General features: G+C 37.4%; 21 protein-coding genes and 1 other annotated feature. Of the genes, 17 read left to right on the forward strand and 4 right to left on the reverse strand.

Annotated elements, in window-relative coordinates; genetic code table 11:
- Positions 1 to 119 precede the first annotated feature (119 nt).
- Positions 120 to 761, reverse strand: coding sequence for a cyclic di-AMP binding protein CbpA (cbpA, locus tag IGJ11_RS01855; RefSeq protein WP_010738510.1), 642 nt, complete (start codon positions 759 to 761; stop codon positions 120 to 122).
- Positions 762 to 921: 160 nt separating this feature from the next.
- On the opposite strand from cbpA, the gene rpmG reads away from it, so the two are divergent.
- The 6 genes from rpmG (at position 922) to IGJ11_RS01885 (ending at position 5626) form a co-directional block, all read left to right on the forward strand.
- Positions 922 to 1074, forward strand: coding sequence for a 50S ribosomal protein L33 (gene rpmG / locus IGJ11_RS01860; protein WP_002294578.1), 153 nt, complete (start codon positions 922 to 924; stop codon positions 1072 to 1074).
- Between the two features lie 18 nt (positions 1075 to 1092).
- Positions 1093 to 1263 carry a preprotein translocase subunit SecE gene (gene secE / locus IGJ11_RS01865; RefSeq protein WP_010720158.1) on the forward strand — a complete coding sequence of 57 codons (171 nt, stop codon included), beginning with the start codon at positions 1093 to 1095 and terminating at the stop codon, positions 1261 to 1263.
- A 99-nt stretch (positions 1264 to 1362) separates the two neighbouring features.
- Positions 1363 to 1908: a transcription termination/antitermination protein NusG gene (nusG, locus tag IGJ11_RS01870; protein ID WP_010720157.1), complete on the forward strand. Its 546-nt coding sequence runs from the start codon at positions 1363 to 1365 to the stop codon at positions 1906 to 1908.
- 243 nt (positions 1909 to 2151) lie between these two features.
- Complete coding sequence (locus IGJ11_RS01875; protein WP_207432744.1) at positions 2152 to 3039, forward strand: alpha/beta fold hydrolase; 888 nt, start codon at positions 2152 to 2154, stop codon at positions 3037 to 3039.
- Between the two features lie 419 nt (positions 3040 to 3458).
- Positions 3459 to 4439, forward strand: a complete 981-nt coding sequence (locus IGJ11_RS01880; protein ID WP_178306197.1) for a hypothetical protein — start codon at positions 3459 to 3461, stop codon at positions 4437 to 4439.
- A gap of 206 nt (positions 4440 to 4645) precedes the next feature.
- Positions 4646 to 5626: a hypothetical protein gene (locus IGJ11_RS01885; protein ID WP_063626530.1), complete on the forward strand. Its 981-nt coding sequence runs from the start codon at positions 4646 to 4648 to the stop codon at positions 5624 to 5626.
- 19 nt (positions 5627 to 5645) lie between these two features.
- On the opposite strand, the gene IGJ11_RS01890 is transcribed toward IGJ11_RS01885, so the two are convergent.
- From IGJ11_RS01890 to sdaAB, 3 genes are all read right to left on the reverse strand, one after another.
- Positions 5646 to 7691, reverse strand: a complete 2046-nt coding sequence (locus IGJ11_RS01890; RefSeq protein ID WP_207432749.1) for an EndoU domain-containing protein — start codon at positions 7689 to 7691, stop codon at positions 5646 to 5648.
- A 324-nt stretch (positions 7692 to 8015) separates the two neighbouring features.
- Positions 8016 to 8882, reverse strand: coding sequence for an L-serine ammonia-lyase, iron-sulfur-dependent, subunit alpha (gene sdaAA, locus IGJ11_RS01895; protein ID WP_063626532.1), 867 nt, complete (start codon positions 8880 to 8882; stop codon positions 8016 to 8018).
- A gap of 13 nt (positions 8883 to 8895) precedes the next feature.
- Positions 8896 to 9564: an L-serine ammonia-lyase, iron-sulfur-dependent subunit beta gene (gene sdaAB, locus IGJ11_RS01900; protein WP_010720152.1), complete on the reverse strand. Its 669-nt coding sequence runs from the start codon at positions 9562 to 9564 to the stop codon at positions 8896 to 8898.
- Between the two features lie 539 nt (positions 9565 to 10103).
- Between sdaAB and rplK the strand changes: the two genes are divergently transcribed.
- The 11 genes from rplK (at position 10104) to IGJ11_RS01955 (ending at position 17826) form a co-directional block, all read left to right on the forward strand.
- Positions 10104 to 10526: a 50S ribosomal protein L11 gene (gene rplK, locus IGJ11_RS01905; RefSeq protein ID WP_010720151.1), complete on the forward strand. Its 423-nt coding sequence runs from the start codon at positions 10104 to 10106 to the stop codon at positions 10524 to 10526.
- 103 nt (positions 10527 to 10629) lie between these two features.
- Positions 10630 to 11319, forward strand: a complete 690-nt coding sequence (gene rplA, locus IGJ11_RS01910) for a 50S ribosomal protein L1 (RefSeq protein WP_010720150.1) — start codon at positions 10630 to 10632, stop codon at positions 11317 to 11319.
- 79 nt (positions 11320 to 11398) lie between these two features.
- Positions 11399 to 11524, forward strand: a sequence feature (ribosomal protein L10 leader region).
- Between the two features lie 94 nt (positions 11525 to 11618).
- On the forward strand, positions 11619 to 12122 hold the full coding sequence (rplJ, locus tag IGJ11_RS01915; protein WP_010720149.1) for a 50S ribosomal protein L10: 504 nt from the start codon (positions 11619 to 11621) through the stop codon (positions 12120 to 12122).
- A gap of 52 nt (positions 12123 to 12174) precedes the next feature.
- Positions 12175 to 12543: a 50S ribosomal protein L7/L12 gene (gene rplL, locus IGJ11_RS01920; RefSeq protein ID WP_010720148.1), complete on the forward strand. Its 369-nt coding sequence runs from the start codon at positions 12175 to 12177 to the stop codon at positions 12541 to 12543.
- A 214-nt stretch (positions 12544 to 12757) separates the two neighbouring features.
- The gene (gene tnpA, locus IGJ11_RS01925; RefSeq protein ID WP_251850107.1) at positions 12758 to 13213 is read left to right on the forward strand and encodes an IS200/IS605 family transposase; all 456 of its coding nucleotides are present in this window, start codon (positions 12758 to 12760) and stop codon (positions 13211 to 13213) included.
- Positions 13214 to 13451: 238 nt separating this feature from the next.
- A complete protein-coding gene (locus IGJ11_RS01930) occupies positions 13452 to 13667 on the forward strand; it encodes a Spo0E family sporulation regulatory protein-aspartic acid phosphatase (protein ID WP_081127692.1) in 216 nt (71 codons plus the stop codon).
- A 389-nt stretch (positions 13668 to 14056) separates the two neighbouring features.
- Entirely contained in the window at positions 14057 to 14428 is a 372-nt protein-coding gene (locus IGJ11_RS01935) for a hypothetical protein (protein ID WP_242697192.1), read from the forward strand.
- A gap of 395 nt (positions 14429 to 14823) precedes the next feature.
- On the forward strand, positions 14824 to 15501 hold the full coding sequence (locus IGJ11_RS01940) for a TVP38/TMEM64 family protein (protein ID WP_207432753.1): 678 nt from the start codon (positions 14824 to 14826) through the stop codon (positions 15499 to 15501).
- Between the two features lie 176 nt (positions 15502 to 15677).
- Complete coding sequence (locus IGJ11_RS01945) at positions 15678 to 16862, forward strand: MFS transporter (protein ID WP_053765777.1); 1185 nt, start codon at positions 15678 to 15680, stop codon at positions 16860 to 16862.
- A 403-nt stretch (positions 16863 to 17265) separates the two neighbouring features.
- Positions 17266 to 17499, forward strand: a complete 234-nt coding sequence (locus IGJ11_RS01950) for an AbrB/MazE/SpoVT family DNA-binding domain-containing protein (protein ID WP_207432757.1) — start codon at positions 17266 to 17268, stop codon at positions 17497 to 17499.
- Between the two features lie 24 nt (positions 17500 to 17523).
- Positions 17524 to 17826, forward strand: a complete 303-nt coding sequence (locus IGJ11_RS01955) for a type II toxin-antitoxin system PemK/MazF family toxin (protein ID WP_207433142.1) — start codon at positions 17524 to 17526, stop codon at positions 17824 to 17826.
- The last annotated feature ends 123 nt before the right edge of the window (positions 17827 to 17949 follow it).

Genomic DNA, 17949 nt, shown 5'->3' on the forward strand with positions numbered 1-17949 from the left:
CACCGTTTATTCGTTTTTAGAGATACTAGAAGAGACTGAGACAAGTTTTGTCCCAGTCTCTAATCTTAGTATGTTTTTTTCTATCGTAAAGTCGTAAAGTTGACTGATCCTTTACACATTTATTCAGGGTTTTGTAAATTTTCGATTTCGATCACTTTGTAATTTTTCTTTTCAAGATGGTTCACGATCGTGTCGCAAACTTTTTGATCTGTATGTGCAGGTAACGTGATCAGTGTACGACGGATGTATTCTTCTTTTTCAATATCTAACGTGATGCAACTTGCGATACTACTATGTTTTGCGATGATTTTAGCGATCGTAGCTAAATCTCCTTGTTTTCCAGTAGAAGCAATCGTTAAAACATAGCTGCCTTGTTCTACGCTCCAAGATTGTGAAAGCATGTTTAGCAATGTACTGTGGGTCAAAATACCGTAGAAATGATTGTCATTGTCAAGAACAGCGATATAAGGCAACTCTTTGATCGTAAAAAATATTTTAAAGAATGAAGTATCTAAATAAATGAATTTTGTTGCATTTTTCAAGAGGTGGGTGACGGGTAAAGTCATATCTCCACCATTCGCTTTGTGACGATAAATGTGCATTTTGTAAATATTTCCACGGAAAATATTTCCTGAAGCATCTAAAATTGGCACACAACGATAACCAGAGGATTCTAGAATCGCTAAGGCTTCTTCCAAGGTACTAGTTTCTGTGACAGTTGTTAAATCTTTTTTCTTATATACGAGTGTTTTTAGTAGCATAAAGTTACCTCCATGTATCTCATTTTTACTTAATTTCAAATTAATCATATCATAATTAATTATAAAACAATAGGTTATTCAATCTCGAATTGACAGAAAATCTTTTCCATGATACTGTAAATGAGTATAATTTTGATTTTCAGTGAGGAGGTAGGAGCGGATGGCAAAGAAGAAAGCAGCATTAGCTTGTTCCGTTTGTGGTTCTAGAAACTATACCAAATCGGTTAGTGAAGGAAAAAGTGGCGAACGTTTGGAAATCAATAAATTTTGTAAATATTGTAATCAATACACATTACATAAAGAAACAAAATAGAGGACAGGAGGGCCCGCAATGAAATTCATTAAAAGTGTAAAAGATGAAATGAAACAAGTGACTTGGCCTAGTGGCAAACAATTACGCAAAGACACACTAGTTGTCATTGAAACATCAATTATCTTTGGTGTGATGTTTTTCGTAATGGACACAGCGATCCAAAGCTTATTTGCTTACTTACTAAAATAAGTCGCTAGTAAAAGCAAGGATATCGTGCTATAATCAACGTGAAGAAAAACTTCGGGAAACTGGGGTTTTTTTATTTTACAACGAAATGAGGAGCCTTTAATGGAATCTTTTGAAAAAAATTGGTATGTACTACATACATACTCTGGTTATGAAAACAAAGTAAAAGCAAATATCGAATCACGTGCGCAAAGTATGAAAATGGCTGACTTTATTTTTCGTGTAGTTGTTCCTGAAGAAACTGAGAAAGAAGTAAAGAACGGAAAAGAAAAAGAAATCGTTCATAAAACATTTCCTGGTTATGTCTTAGTAGAAATGATTATGACAGATGCTTCTTGGTATGTTGTACGTAATACACCTGGTGTAACAGGATTTGTAGGGTCACATGGTGCAGGTAGTAAGCCAGCTCCATTATTGCCAGAAGAAGTAAGTCACATCTTACGTTCAATCGGTATGAGTCTTCGTCAAACAGATCTAGAGATCGAAGTTGGCGAAGTAATCAAGATCATCGAAGGTGCTTTTGCAGGCTTAGAAGGTCAAGTAACTGAAGTAGATGAAGAAAAAGAAAAACTAAAAGTTAATATTGATATGTTTGGTCGTGAAACAAGTACTGAACTTGATTTTGAACAAGTAGATAAAATCGACTAAGTATTCAACTATCTGAGGATGGATTTTTAAATAGAAATCCATGCGACGATCAGATAGCATCACGACTAAAAGATTGAAACCGAGATTTGCAAAAATTGTTTAACCTATTTTTGCAATATTTCGGTTTATTTTTTCAAGTTGTTCACGAATAACCACTAATATAGGTTGGGAATTTGAGCCGATTTGTCAGTGGAAAATTGAGAATGCTAGTCAGAGGATCGATCAAATTAGAAAGGAGAAACAATGAAAAATTGGAGAAAGTCTGGAATCGTCGGCTTTTTATTGATGGTCAGTGTTCTTTTTATAAGTGGCTGTCGTCAGACAAAAGAAACAAGTCAGTCGTCTGAAGCCGCTAAAACAGTTGAAACAACGCAAGCAACGAAAGAAAAGGAAACGCAATCGACTACCCCTACTTTGTTTTTCCATGGCTATAGTGGGACAGTTAATTCATTCAAAGGAATGATCCAGCGCCTGGAATCATCAGAGAGTGGGAAAAAAGAATTAACATTGACGGTTGATGTCAATGGCAATGTACAGGCAGAAGGAGAACTTTCAAAAGAAGCAGATAATCCAATGATCCAAGTTCTATTTGTAGATAATAAAAATAATGAATGGAACCAAACAGAATGGATCAAAGACTGCTTGATTTATTTGCAACAGACGTATGGAATCAATCAAGTGAATCTGGTAGGACATTCGATGGGGGGAGTCAGTGGTCTTCGATATCTAGCTACTTATGGACAAGATCAAACGTTGCCTAAGGTGGATAAATTTGTGGCAATTGCCGCACCATTCAATGACTTTGAAGAAAATAATGGGCAAAGTATCAGCGATGAATTAGCTAATGGCCCAGCGATAGCTTCTAGTCGTTATCAAGACTACCAACGACTTATTGGCAATGTGCCAACCACTACACAAATCCTGCTGATTGCAGGACAAGTGAGTGAGACGGATTTAAGTGATGGGACGGTGCCATTAAGCAGCGCTTTAGCAGTGTATGCGTTATTGAAGCAACATGGAAATCAAGTGGAAGAAAAAGTGATCACAGGGGAGAACGTAACGCATAGTATGCTTCATGAGAATAAAGAAGTTGATGCCCTGACGCGCCAGTTTCTTTGGAACATCGACTAATGAAAAAAATAGGTTGTTAAAGTATATAAATATCTATAAATATATTTTTTAACTATCGATATAACATAAAAAAAACTATGACAATCGGCAGGAATGGCATGTTGGATTTTCAGTCGCCTTCTATTTTTTAGAAAAGTAGCGCTTATTACGAAGATCAGTCCAGTAACCTCTAATTATTCGATAGTCGCTGAGCTTGGGACAAAAAGGTCGTCCCGAGCTCTTTAGCATGTATAAAAACGAATAAACAGAGATGCAAAAGTAGCGCCTTCGAGAATTTCCTTCTAATCTTTGGATAATAAATGTTTTTAGCTCAGCCTCTAAGAAACTTTTTTTTCGAAAAATAAGGAAAAATGTACCCGTGTTTCAGCATTTTCTATGAAATAATAAAAGATAGAAGCTAGCGAAAGGAGTAAATGAGCATGAGAGTTTTTTTCCCTGATCCTCAACGAAGACCACAAAAAGATATTCAAGAAATGACTGCTAAATTAACCAAGCAATTCCAAGCAATTGATGAACGATTAACACTAGAACATTTTGATGATTTTGTTGATTATGGCCCAGAAGTGTTTCCCCAATTAGCTCCACTTTATTGGGATCCACGAGTGCCGAATCATCCAATGGAACACTTTGTTTACTATGAATATGTTTTGAGATTAAATGGGTTTCCTATTTATGTGATCACACCGTATAGTGAGGTCATAGATAAAACTTATACGAGAAAAGGGAGAGATAAAGATCCCTTTTGGTCTTTGATGAGACGTATTGATCCTGAGATTTTATCGCTCATCCATGATTATCAGATCCAAAATCTTCATTACTGGCGGGATCTTTATTCAGTAACCCAATTTCAAGCAGAAATCAATAAAATCAATAGTAGAGTATCCTTGATCCCCGAAAAAACAAATAACGAGGCGCGCACACTCCTTTTTATTGATCCAAAACAACGAGACCCTGAATTTGTCCGACGAACCACAGAACAAATGGCTCAAGAATTAGCTGAGCTTGATCCGCACTTGTCCGTGGTCTACCATGAGGACTTTATTGATTTTGGCCCAGAAGATGGGCTGTTTTTATCCGAGTGTCCTTTTGATCCAGAAGAGGATGATCCTGATGATCCACGAGCGGGGCTAGCAGATACAGAGTATACCGTCTATTATGAGGATACGATTTTATATGCTTCAACCCCTTATTCCTTAGGTTATGGGTACCATGGGGACTATTTTAGAGGAGGAATCCCTAGCAGGGAATACTTAGGACTATCTCAAGAATTTACGGAAGAAATCCTAAGAATAATGAATAAATTTAGCCTTTATAACTACTATTATTGGCGACATTTATATACTCCTGCAGATTTTCAAACAGAAATAAGACGCTATCAAAAAAGTTGGGACTTAGAGTAAACAGTTCTTTAGCATGGATAAAAACGAATAAACAGAGATACAAAAGGAGCACCTTCGAGAACTTTCTGCTTATCTTTGGATAATCAACATTTTAAGCTCAGCCTCTAAGAAACTTTTTTTTCGAAAAATAAGGAAAAATGTACCCGTGTTTCAGCATTTTCTATGAAATAATAAAAGATAGAAGCTAGCGAAAGGAGTGAATGAGCATGAGAGTTTTTTTCCCTGATCCTCAACGAAGACCACAAAAAGCCATCCAAGAAATGACTGTAAAGCTAACTAAAAAATTTCAAGCAATTGATGAACGATTAACACTAGAACATTTTGATGATTTTGTTGATTACGGTCCTGAAGTGTTTCCTCAATTAGCTCCGCTTTATTGGGATCCACGAGTGCCGAATCACCCAATGGAACACTTTGTTTACTATGAATATGTTTTGAGATTAAATGGGTTTCCTATTTATGTGATCACACCGTATAGTGAGGTCATAGATAAAACTTATACAAGAAAAGGGAGAGATAAAGATCCCTTTTGGTCTTTGATGAGACGTATTGATCCTGAGATTTTATCGCTCATCCATGATTATCAGATCCAAAATCTTCATTACTGGCGGGATCTTTATTCAGTAACCCAATTTCAAGCAGAAATCAATAAAATCAATAGTAGAGTATCCTTGATCCCCGAAAAAACAAATAACGAGGCGCGCACACTCCTTTTTATTGATCCAAAACAACGAGACCCTGAATTTGTCCGACGAACCACAGAACAAATGGCTCAAGAATTAGCTGAGCTTGATCCGCACTTGTCCGTGGTCTACCATGAGGACTTTATTGATTTTGGCCCAGAAGATGGGCTGTTTTTATCCGAGTGTCCTTTTGATCCAGAAGAGGATGATTCTGATGATCCACGAGCGGGGCTAGCAGATACAGAGTATACCGTCTATTATGAGGATACGATCTTATATGCTTCAACCCCTTATTCCTTAGGTTATGGGTACCATGGGGACTATTTTCGAGGAGGAATCCCTAGCACGGAATACTTAGGACTATCTCAAGAATTGACGGCAGAAATCCTAAAAATCCTTCATACGTTTAAAATTTATAATAAGTATTATTGGCGACATCTATATACTCCTGCAGAATTTCAAACAGAAATAAGGCGCTATCAAAAAAGTTGGGACTTAGAGTAAGCAAAGTCCCAACTTTTTTCTATTTTTTTACAAGAGGATAGACGGTGGAAATCGTTATTTTTCCATTTTCTTTGATGTTAACATGACCTTGGATCTCAAAAAGACCGTTGCTTGCTTTTCCGCTGAATGGTTTATTTCCGGTGCCATTAAAGGTCGTTTCGGAAATGATTTGTTCGACTTCTTTCATGATTTTTTCTGCATCCCAATCATCGGGAAAGACAGTAGAATTAGCTTCTTTATATTTTCCTGCGTATTTTACTTTCGCTTCATAAGGCATACCTTTTTTTACTTCTCCGATTGGTTCGTAGATAATGCCGCTTTCTTTTCTATAAAAATCTGGGTGTCTTGAATGCGCACCTGACAGATTAGGAACACCATCTTTGCCTGGTTTGACCTCACCCGCTAGATGATTGAGAGTTTTTCGTTTAAAATATTTCGTCGGTTGGATCTTTTCTACGATGCCTTTATTTGGGCACCCTTTGAGAAGGATTTCTTCTTCTGCTGCTAAAATGGTTTTGGCTTGTGCTTCTTCGACTTCAACAGCACCGATGAGTTCTCCTCGTTCGACCGTGGTCAATAAGGAACGCATCTCACTCCACGGCAAACACATGGCCACTAAAAGCACATCCAGTGGTTCAATTTTCATCTCAGATTGCTTGATGCGCAATTCGGTATTTTCGTAATTCGGTAGGTTCTTTAAGACGTTGCCACCAATTTCTTCTAAGACATTTACCGTGTCGTCATTTAAGGTTTTAGGTAAGGCGTCGGTTCGTTCCTCGTCATAAAGACCATCAGCTAATGCGTAGTATGTAGCGTAAATACCAAAAAATTTCTGGACTTTCCGTAAAGAATAGATGACTTGTTGGTTATAGCCGATGGTAATTTGTTCCATCGGCACAACGGTTTGTGTCCCGCGATAAACAAATGCGCCCTCTCGATTGAGTACTAAATCCTGCCCATTGGCTTGTGCAACGATTCGGAAGAAATTAGTATAAAATGTTTCTGGAAATTGGCTGATCAGCTGGTCACGTTCCTTGATCATTGCTCCAGTGATGTCTTTTCCTGTCCGATTGACGGTATCGACATCGGTTGGTGGGATCGCACCTATTTGAACGGTTGCATGATTCAAAAAGAACTGTAGTACGGTCTCAGGTGTGTCCATTTGGTTAAGGAAGGTATCAAAATCTGTTTCGATGGCAATATTGATCGTATTAGAACTGTAGTTATTGTAGGTTTGTTTCTCATGATCATAGGCAGTAAATGCAAAAGTAGCATTCACTTGCTTATCGGTCCACATCGAAGGAACAAACGTGATTTCTTGTAATGAGCCGATCCTAGGTGGAATTTTGATGTTCCCGGGGTAGTAATTATTGATCGAATTCTCTAGATAAACTAATAAACTTTGTCCATCAGTTGTTTTTGGTCGAAAAGTCAATTTTTCTTTGGTTTTGATGAGTTGATAGCCTGACAGATCGGGACTGACATTTAAGTAATCGATAAATTGGTTTTGTAAAGCAATCCAGCTAGCCATTTCCATTTTGCTAAATTCGTCTAAATCGGTAGGATTTTCTGGATGATCAATGATTTCGTCAAAAACAGCAAGGGTATGTCGTAACAACTTCTTTTGTGTGAGACGATAAGCTTGACTAAGGGCGGTTTCTTGTGCACCGGGTTTGAGATACGGGGTAGTAAACTCTGCTAAGGTGACCGCTTGAATAATTGGTGCGATCGGTGCGAGATTGAAACGAGTACTTAACGGTAGGAACGCTGGGCCATACATTAAATCTAAGTAGTCATTTAAGATCAAATTATCAAATACGTTTCGCTGACTCGTTAACGAAGAGAAGCCTTTTTGAAAGGTAAGTTTTTCTATTTCTGCTATTTTTTGTGGTTCTTCGAGTGGCGAAAGCGTATTAGGCAACGTGAAAGGCACTGTCGCTTCTTTACGTGCGGCTTGAAGTGTTTGTTCTGTAGCAAAAGCCGTGATGCTAGGCGGAAGTATCGTGGTAAACAAAAGAGAGAGGACAAGCCACCAACAGCCCCAAGTTAATTTTTTGTTTTTCATTTTTTATCACTCCTTTAGTTTGATACCACAAGTGTACAAAATAAAGAAAGCGTTTTATTTGAAAATGAATGTTCTCTAACACCTTATTTTTCCAAAAAAAAGAAAAAAAGTTCTTCTATAATGAGCAAACATGAGCAAGGTGGTGTAAATCATGTGTTTTTACGATGGCTTATAAATAGAAATACTCTTTGACAATAAAAAAAGGCTCTTTTAAAATGCGAAAAACGATTTTAAAAGAGCCTCTTTTTATTGCTCAAGATGAGGGAAATCAACACACCCTCACATGAAACAAATAACTATTCATTTTTTATAAGGAAACTATTGTTAGTGATTCAAGAGTTCGGCTGTTAAACGTTTTGCTGTCGGTGTAACCGCCAAACCACCTTCAGCCGTTTCTTTAAAGATGGCTGGCATCTGACGACCTACTTGATACATCGCTGCGACGACTTCATCTGGTGGGATGACACTTTCGATTCCTGCTAGGGCCATATCTGCCGAGATGAATGCCTGAGAAGAGCCGAGGGCGTTTCTTTTAACACAAGGGACTTCAACGAGGCCTGCGACAGGATCACAAATCAGACCCATCATGTTTTTCAGCGTAATTGCGATAGCTTGGGCTGCTTGATGGGGCGTGCCATTTTTTGCACAGACTAGGGCGGCAGCGGCCATTGCACTTGCTGAACCAACTTCTGCCTGGCATCCGCCTTCTGCACCACTGATGGAGGCGTTATTGGCAATGACTAATCCAAAGGCACCAGCGGTAAAAAGAAACTCAATCTGTTGTTCGTGGGTCAAAGACAATCGGTCACGGACAGCCATGAGGACACCAGGTACAACACCAGCGCTTCCTGCTGTAGGGGTGGCACAAATCAACCCCATTTTTGCATTTACTTCGTTGACAGCGATAGCGTTGCGGACTGCTGACAAAATGGTTTCACCACTTAAAAAGTCGGCTTCTTTTAAGTAACGAGCTAGTTTTTGGGCATCACCGCCAGTGATTCCAGTCACAGACGTTACACCTTCGTTTCCTTCAGTGATGGATTGTTCCATGACACTGAGGTTTTTTTCCATGATTGCAATGATTTGTTCCCGTGGACGACCACTCATTTCCATTTCAACAGCAATCATTAATTCTGCGACACTAGGATAATTTTCTGCTTGGCGAACCAACTCTTCAATAGAGAAAAACATCTTTCTTCCTCCTTTAATCAAAATAATTAACGCTGTCGATCTTCGGTAATTGCGTCAGTTTACTTATAGTGTCATCTACTTGTGGATCATCTACTTCGATAATCATAATGGCATTTTCACCCTTTGATTCTCGTGTAACAGTCATTGTACCGATATTTGTATTTGTTTCTGAAAGGATATTCGTTACTTTAGCAATCATCCCAGGTACATCTTGATGAACGATGATAAAGGTCGGTGTTCCCATGCTTAATGAGATTTTGAAGCCGTTTAATTCCGAGATTTGGATATTTCCGCCACCAATCGAGATACCAGTGACTGAAAGTTTCCGTTTTCCTTTTTTCAACAATAGTTTAACGGAGTTAGGATGCTCTGCTTTTTCACCCTTAGGCACAAAGAGAACTTCCATTCCTGCTTCATAAGCTAACTGCAGTGAATCTGCCAGACGCTCATCATCTGGTTCCATGCCTAACAAACCACCAACTAAGGCGATGTCTGTTCCGTGTCCCCGATAGGTTTTTGCAAATGATTCATAAAGATAGATATCCACAGAATCTGGTTGTTCCCCAAAAATACTACGGACGATTTTGCCGATTCGAGCAGCTCCAGCAGTGTGAGAGCTGCTTGGACCGATCATGACTGGACCAATAATGTCAAAAACACTACGATATCTTAATTCTTTCATTTTTCCACCTCTTTAAAATAGATAAACACCCCAGCAAAAGTAAGTGAACTGTGTATAGCTCACTTACTCGTTTCCTCATCATTTTTGAACCATAAACTACATTAGTTAAATTAAATAAATATTTCACAAGCGTGCATTAATCTAGGAAACGCATCAATGATAGCTATGAAAATATATCGAACAATATTTTTATATTTTTAAATAGAAGAAAGCAGAAATTTCTAAATTACTAATGAGTGAGCGGTAGTGATACCTTATGTATTTTCGCTTGTTTTCTTTTCAGCGTAAGTGTATCACAAAAGAAGGAAGATGAGGTGGACTTCCTGTTGATTTTTAGTTTTTTTTTAGAGGTTCAAGCAATAAATTAAACATTTATCAGAAAAAAATCTTGAAAAAAAGAATATATTTGCTATACTGTATCAGTGTGCATTGTCATATGCATTATTTTGACTGATAATCGAAGGATTATGAGTGAAAACGTGGGAGGAGAAATATGCATCTCCAATTAACCACATCACGGACTTAAGGAGGTATGTCTCGTGGCAAAGAAAGTAGAAAAAATCGTTAAATTGCAAATTCCTGCAGGTAAAGCAACTCCAGCTCCACCAGTAGGTCCTGCACTAGGTCAAGCGGGTATCAATATCATGGGATTCACTAAAGAATTCAACGCTCGTACAGCTGATCAAGCAGGTTTAATCATTCCGGTTGTTATTTCTGTATACGAAGACCGTTCATTCACATTCGTTACAAAAACACCACCAGCTGCAGTATTATTGAAAAAAGCTGCAAAAATCGATAAAGGTTCAGGCGAACCAAACAAAACTAAAGTTGCTAAAGTTTCTAGCGATCAAGTAAAAGAAATCGCTGAATTAAAAATGGAAGACCTAAACGCAGCTGATATCGAAGCAGCTATGCGCATGGTTGAAGGAACTGCACGAAGCATGGGGATCACTGTAGAATAATCGCTACACCCTAAGAAAGTAGCTTCTCAGTTGGCTCTGTATTGAAAGATATAGAACACGTGGGAGGTACAACCGTTATAACCACAATCAAGGAGGAACCAAAATGGCTAAAAAGAGCAAAAAAATGCAAGACGCATTAAAAAAAGTTGATTCAAGTAAAGTTTATCCTGTTGCCGAGGCTGTAGCTTTAGCAAAAGAAACAAACATTGCAAAATTTGACGCGACTGTTGAAGTTGCATACCGTTTGAACGTAGACCCTAAAAAAGCAGACCAACAAATTCGTGGTGCTGTAGTATTACCAAACGGAACTGGTAAAACACAAACTGTTTTAGTTTTTGCTAAAGGAGACAAAGCAAAAGAAGCTGAAGCAGCTGGTGCAGATTTCGTTGGTGACGACGACATGGTTCAAAAAATCCAAAACGGATGGTTTGACTTTGACGTAGTTGTTGCTACACCTGATATGATGGCAACTGTTGGTCGTCTAGGACGTGTTTTAGGACCTAAAGGCTTAATGCCAAACCCTAAAACAGGTACTGTAACAATGGACGTAACAAAAGCTGTTAACGAAGTAAAAGCTGGTAAAGTTACTTACCGCGTAGACAAAGCTGGAAACATCCATGTACCAATCGGTAAAGTATCATTCGACAATGAAAAATTAGTTGAAAACTTTGCAACAATCCATGATGTATTAGTGAAAGCTAAACCATCAGCAGCTAAAGGTCAATACATGAAAAATATCACAGTTACAACAACATTTGGACCTGGTATCCATGTAGACCAAGCTTCTTTCTAATTCTTGAATTAGAACGTTGATTGATCCAACTGAAAAATAATTCTTGACTCAACTAGTTTAGCATGCTAAGCTAGTTGAGGTTAATAATTAACTTGTACCGAAGACAGTAGGTGGCGTAGCCTTAATTTCCTACCGAGGACGTTTATTGAATACTTTCAATAGTCCCTCTATGTCTACGGTGGCATAGAGTTTTTTTATTGTGAATCACTAAGAACGAAGTGAGTAGATGATGAACAATACTTGGTCAATGATCAAGTGTAAAAACTCTTCCATCAAAATTCAGGAGGTGAAACTCAAAAATGAGTGAAGCAATTATCGCAAAAAAAGCAGCAATCGTTGATGAAGTGAGCGAAAAATTTACAGCAGCAGCTTCTGTAGTCGTAGTTGACTACCGTGGTTTAACTGTTGATGAAGTGACTCGTTTACGTAAACAACTTCGTGATGCAAACGTAGAAATGAAAGTTATCAAAAACTCAATCCTTTCACGTGCCGCTAAAAAAGCTGGATTAGAAGGCTTAGACGAAGTATTCACTGGACCTACAGCCGTTGCATTTAGTAACGAAGACGTTGTAGCACCAGCGAAAATCATGGACGAATTTGCTAAAGAAGCAAAAGCATTAGAAATCAAAGGCGGTATCATCGAAGGTAAAGTATCTTCATTGGAAGAAATCACAGCATTGGCAAAATTGCCAAACCGCGAAGGACTTCTATCTATGTTGCTATCTGTACTACAAGCGCCAGTCCGCAACGTGGCTTACGCTGTCAAAGCAGTGGCAGACAAAGAAGATGGAGATGCAGCTTAATAGCCGCATAGCATAAATAAAAATACGAACATCTAAAACGGAGGAAATTATAATGGCAATGAACATTGAAAACATTGTTGCTGAGTTAAAAGAAGCAACTATCCTAGAACTTAACGACTTAGTTAAAGCTATTGAAGAAGAATTTGGCGTATCTGCTGCTGCTCCTGTAGCTGCAGTTGCTGCTGGTGGCGCTGCTGCTGCTGAAGAACAAACAGAATTCACTGTAGAATTAACTGCAGCTGGAGACCAAAAAGTTAAAGTTATCAAAGCAGTTCGTGAAGCAACTGGCTTAGGCTTGAAAGAAGCTAAAGCTGTAGTTGACGGAGCTCCTGCACCAGTTAAAGAAGGCGTATCTAAAGAAGAAGCTGAAGAATTAAAAGCTAAACTTGAAGAAGTTGGCGCATCTGTAACTGTTAAATAATTTTTCGAAATTAGTAGGCATTGAGACCCTTGATACAATAGGGTTTCAATGCTTTTTTATTATTGTCTTTAGACCTAGTTTCACTCGCAAAGCGAGTGAAACATAAAACCACCTGCTATGCGGGTGGGGAATAAATGGTTCTACCAAAAAGCCCTTCATATCGTTAAAATATGATTGTTCAGGTCATATTGATAACGAAAGGAAGGGATAGAAATTGGCTAATAAAGCAAATAGTTTAGCCCATACAAAGTGGCTATGTAAATACCACATTGTATTCACACCAAAGTATAGAAGAAAAATCATCTATAATCAATATCGAGCAAGCATTCAAGAGATTATTAAACGGTTATGCAAATATAAGGGGGTAGAAATATTAGAAGGACATATGATGCCAGATCACGTTCATCTGTTATTGAGTATTCCACCAAAAATGAGTGTATCCAGTTTTATGGGCTATCTAAAAGGAAAAAGTGCGTTAATGATTTTTGACAAACATGCGAATTTAAAATATAAGTTTGGGAATCGACATTTTTGGGCAGAAGGCTATTATGTAAGTACAGTGGGACTGAATGAAGCGACCATAAGAAAATACATTCAAGAACAAGAGAAACATGATATAGCACTAGATAAATTGAGCGTACGAGAATATGAAGACCCTTTCAAGGGTTAAAGAGTAATACAACCACCTTTTTAAAGGTGAGCAAAAGTGGCAAAGGCAATATGGCTTGAACATGAAATGAGAAAGCCAGCGTCTTTAGGCGCTGGCCGGTGTAAAGGGCTTATAGCCCTAGTGCAAACCACCCTTTTGAAGGGTGGTTATGATTATAGCTCTATAATTTATGTGATTGATAATGTTTGAAGGATGACAGTCTATCCAATGTCTCTAAAAAAGAAATAAGGAGTAAAAGATGGAACTTTATAAAATGCTAAGCCCTGCAGACATCCAGTTTTTGAAAACTAAATTAAACGTCATTATTCAAGATCGTAATTATACGGATGATGAAGTTGTGCAGATTTACGATAAAATTGAAGATTTTCATATCCTTCAATCCTTTGATGAGAACTATAATCTTTCAGAAGACGGTAAACACGCATTAGATATTTTGTACTTAGATATTTGGTAATAGTACTTAATCAGCTAATGATTAGGTGTTATTTTTTATTCCAACATTAAAGATTTTCCGAAAGAAAAAGCTCATTTTTTAGGAGTGGGATGATAGTGAGGCAGGAATGAGAGGTTGTTTTAGCGGTCTCGAAGTCTTAAATATCTATTATTTCGTTCTTTTGCGTATGTTATCATTGTAATTGAAGCCGAGAAAGACCATTGTCGTTTATTTTTCAGCATATTGCCAACTCATAGCCCGCCAGATATCATGATAGATTAAGAACTGGAGAGCAGCACTAGATACAAATGGGAACGGTTGGATTGGATTATACGTTCGGGAAATGTGGAATGATTCGCAGACTGTTTTTATTGGAACAGAATATAAAACAATGTAAGTAAGGTGTAATGATGAAAAAGTTCGATTCCAGATATATAATAGGTGTATTTCTTGTATTGTTTATTTTAATAGGAAGTGTAGAATTCATTTTGAAAGGGCATCACTCATTTACTCTCAATGAAATTTATTTTAGAGTACCTATTGTTGTTGTCGGTATGGTTGAGATGCTACCAAATGCTAAAGCTTGGGGAACGTTTCGTGTGCTTTTCCTCGTTTTTTTGAGTGATTATTTATTAAAAAAAATATTCGATCATTTTGGGTTAGAAGAAATAACACTTACATTCATACCCTATCTAATTATCTTAGGAATCCTTTTGGCTATTTTCTTTGCCAGATTAACGATAAAAAAAAGACTTTTTCAAACACATAAAAAAGGAAAATAAATGAACAGAAGAGACTGTGACAGAAGTGTCTAGCTCTGAGAAATAAGCCGGAGAATCCAAAAATAGCATCCCCTATTTTTGGTGTTCTTCGGCTTATTTTCTGATAGAATTTGGAATACCGCGAAAATGAAGTTGTGAAAGCATCGGGTAGCTCCAATGATAATAAGAAAGAATTTTTTGAAACAGCTGCCCATGTTTTGAGATTTTTTGACTTATCGCCTAAGGGCAGCTCTTTGAATACCGTTTACCCGTTTTTAAAGTGATTCCCCAGACTCTTTTTCTCATACTTCTGAATAATTACCAATGTGATAAAAAGCGTAAAATGAATAAAAAAGACTCATAGTTATTTTTGTGATACTCTAATAGAAGATGGATTATTTTAGGCAGGTGAAAAAATGAAAACAAAAAAACTACGTGTTTTCTTAATCATTATTGGACTCCTTTTGATTCTATTTATTGGTTATCGTTTATATTTGGAGTATCAGACGGATATCCAAATGTTTTTGGATCCCAAGACCAGTCGACAAGCATTACTGGATCAGATTCGATCACATGGCTTTCGGACAGCGCTCTTTTTGATATTACTGATCAGCGTGATGTGTGCTGTTCCAGGTATCCCTACTTCTGTCATCGGTGTATTGGTAGGTTTAAGCTATGGTCCGTTGCTAGGAACTTTAATCAATGTCTCTGGTAATGCTTTTGGGAATATGTTATCGATTTTTTTAATGCAACATTTAAAGCTGTTTGATCATTCAAAAAAATCCAATCGCTGGGTAACTGCGATCCGCAATATGAAACATCCCAAAATTGGCGTAATGGTGGGGTACATGGTTCCTGTGATCCCTTCTTCCGTTATCAACTTTGCAGCGATGACGTTAAATCTACAAATTCGTGACATCATTTTATCAATCGTGATTGGCGTGATTCCTTCCTCGATTCTTTATGCTTGTGGAGGCGAAGCGTTATTTCATGGCTATAGTAAGATGGCTTTGTTGTTAGTAGCTAGTGTCCTTATTTTGACACTTCTAGTGGTAATTATTTACAAGGATCGTAGAAAACGACATGTAAAATAATTGATATTATCAATGATTAAAAGAAATATCCCTTTGATTTCGTTCTATACTTTTAAGATTCATTTTTATTTTAATTTCACGATAACTTATGTTTCATAAAGTAGTAAAACACTGAACTTTCCTATTCCCAATCTTTCTAAGAAGTTGTAAACTAATAAAGGAAATGAGGGAAATAAATGGATAAAAATGAAAAAACGACGTTAACTTCTTCACTGATTTTGCTCTTATCAATTACTTGTGGCGTGGTAGTAGCGAATATGTATTATATCCAACCGATTGGTACGAAAGTGGCAGCCAGTTTATCGGTTAGCACAAGTGCAATTGGTATTTTGACGATGTTGACTCAACTTGGTTATGCGTTAGGTTTGTTGTTTTTGGTGCCATTAGGGGATGTAGTCGATCGTCCGAAGCTGATTATCCGAATGGCTGCACTCTCTGCGATTTCATTATTAGCGGCCTTTTTTGCACCGTCATTTACGTTATTTGCGTGTGCTTCTTTTTTGATCGGCTTATTATCGATCGTGCCCCAAATCATTATTCCCTATGGAGCAGTATTGGCAGGGCCCAAGGCTAGAGGAAAAGTGATGGGGACCTTGTTAAGCGGTTTATTAGTGGGGATCTTACTTTCACGGACGGTTTCGGGCATTGTAGCAAGCCTCTTTTCTTGGCGGATGATTTATCTTTTTGCTTTAGTGTTAGTGGCTATCTTGACCGGATTATTGTATTGGAAAATGCCAAGAACGCAAATAAAAACAACTTCATCTGTATCGTATCTTGATTCCTTAAAAAGTTTACCTTATTTAGTGAAAACACAACGCTTATTGAGAGAAGCGTCTATTAGTGGCTTTTTTATGTTTGGAACTTTTTCGATTTTTTGGTCAACATTGATTTTTTATATCAGTAGTCCGGTGTACCATTGGGGAACATTTGAAGCAGGAATTTTGGCGATTTTTGGACTATCAGGAGCAGTAGCTGCACCGATTGTTGGCCGGTTGTCTGATTCTTATTCCGAGAGAAAGATTGTCGGAATGGGACTTGCGATGCAAACGCTCAGTTTTGTTGCTTTATTAGTTGCAGGGAGTCATTTAGTCGTTTTGTTAGTGGCAATTATTCTGTTAGATGTCGGGAATCAATTTGGGCAAGTGGCAAATCAGACACGAGTACAAGGACTAGGCGAAGCAGCAAGTAATCGGAATAATACAGTGTTTATGTTTATGTATTTTATTGGTGGTGCTACTGGTTCATTACTAGGCACAACGATGTGGCAACAATTTGGTTGGCTCGGTGTGACACTTACTGGTTTAGCCTTTCAATTATGTGCCTATATTTGTCAATACATCATTTTTCAAAAGCGGTCATGATAGAAGTGTCCAACTTGAAAAGTAAGCTGAAGGATTCGAAAGTCGTTTTTCGATTCCTTCGCTTACTTTTTTAATATACTTCTATCCTATTTTATTTGGGAGTTTCTATAACTGATTTCGTGATCAACCGCAGTTATTAGAAAATTTCGTGCAACTTCCAACGAAAAAATAATATGGATACGTTCAATAGTATAAAATCACTTTGTTTAGTACCAGTTATATTATGAAAGATCCAAAAAAATATTCAGTAGACTACTTAGAAATTTTTATATTTAATTTGTATAACATTTTCATATGAAAATGAGTTGTTTCCATAAAAATCTATTCACTTAAAAGATATGTTTTGATAATTTCGTTAAACTGAGTTTAACTTAATTTAGCAAAAGGATTGGAGATGAAAGATATGGAAACAGTAGCAAGAAAAATAGGTAATTCTGTGGGAACAATTTTCCCGAAGGATATATCTCCAAAAGTGGGAGAAATATTTACTATTTTGAAAGTAGGAGAAGCGTATATATTGAAACCTAAGAAAGAAGATATTTTTAAAAACGAAAAGGCTTGGGAAGGTTTTAAAGAATCGATTACAGCCGAAGAATCCGAATGGGATAGCATGAAACTTGAAGGCGAGGAATACTAGAGGAAATATCCAAAACAAAAGGATATTATTTGGATCGACTTTGACCCTTCTAAAGGTAAAGAGATAAGAAAGCGTAGACCTGCGTTAGTAGTTAGTAGAGACGAGTTTAATGAGCGTACAGGTTTTTGCTTAGTTTGTCCTATCACTTCTACAAAGAGGAACTTTGCAACATATATTGAAATAAAAGACTCGCAGAAAATAGTGGGTGAAGTAGCTACACACAAATTAAGATCGGTTGATTACACCACAAGAAATATTGAAAAAATTGAACAATGCGATTTGTTGACATGGATTGAAGTGGTGGAAGTGATAGGGATGTTTATTTAGTAGGAGATAACGGGCAAAGTAGTAATTTCCATTTTAGAGAAAGTTAGATTACTCACCGCTTTTACGACGTTGGTTTTGCTAATAATTGACCATGTAGAAAAAAGTAACCATCTTCGAACTTTG

Source organism: Enterococcus sp. DIV0691, assembly GCF_051711145.1.
In the GTDB taxonomy this organism is placed as follows: domain Bacteria; phylum Bacillota; class Bacilli; order Lactobacillales; family Enterococcaceae; genus Enterococcus_B; species Enterococcus_B hirae.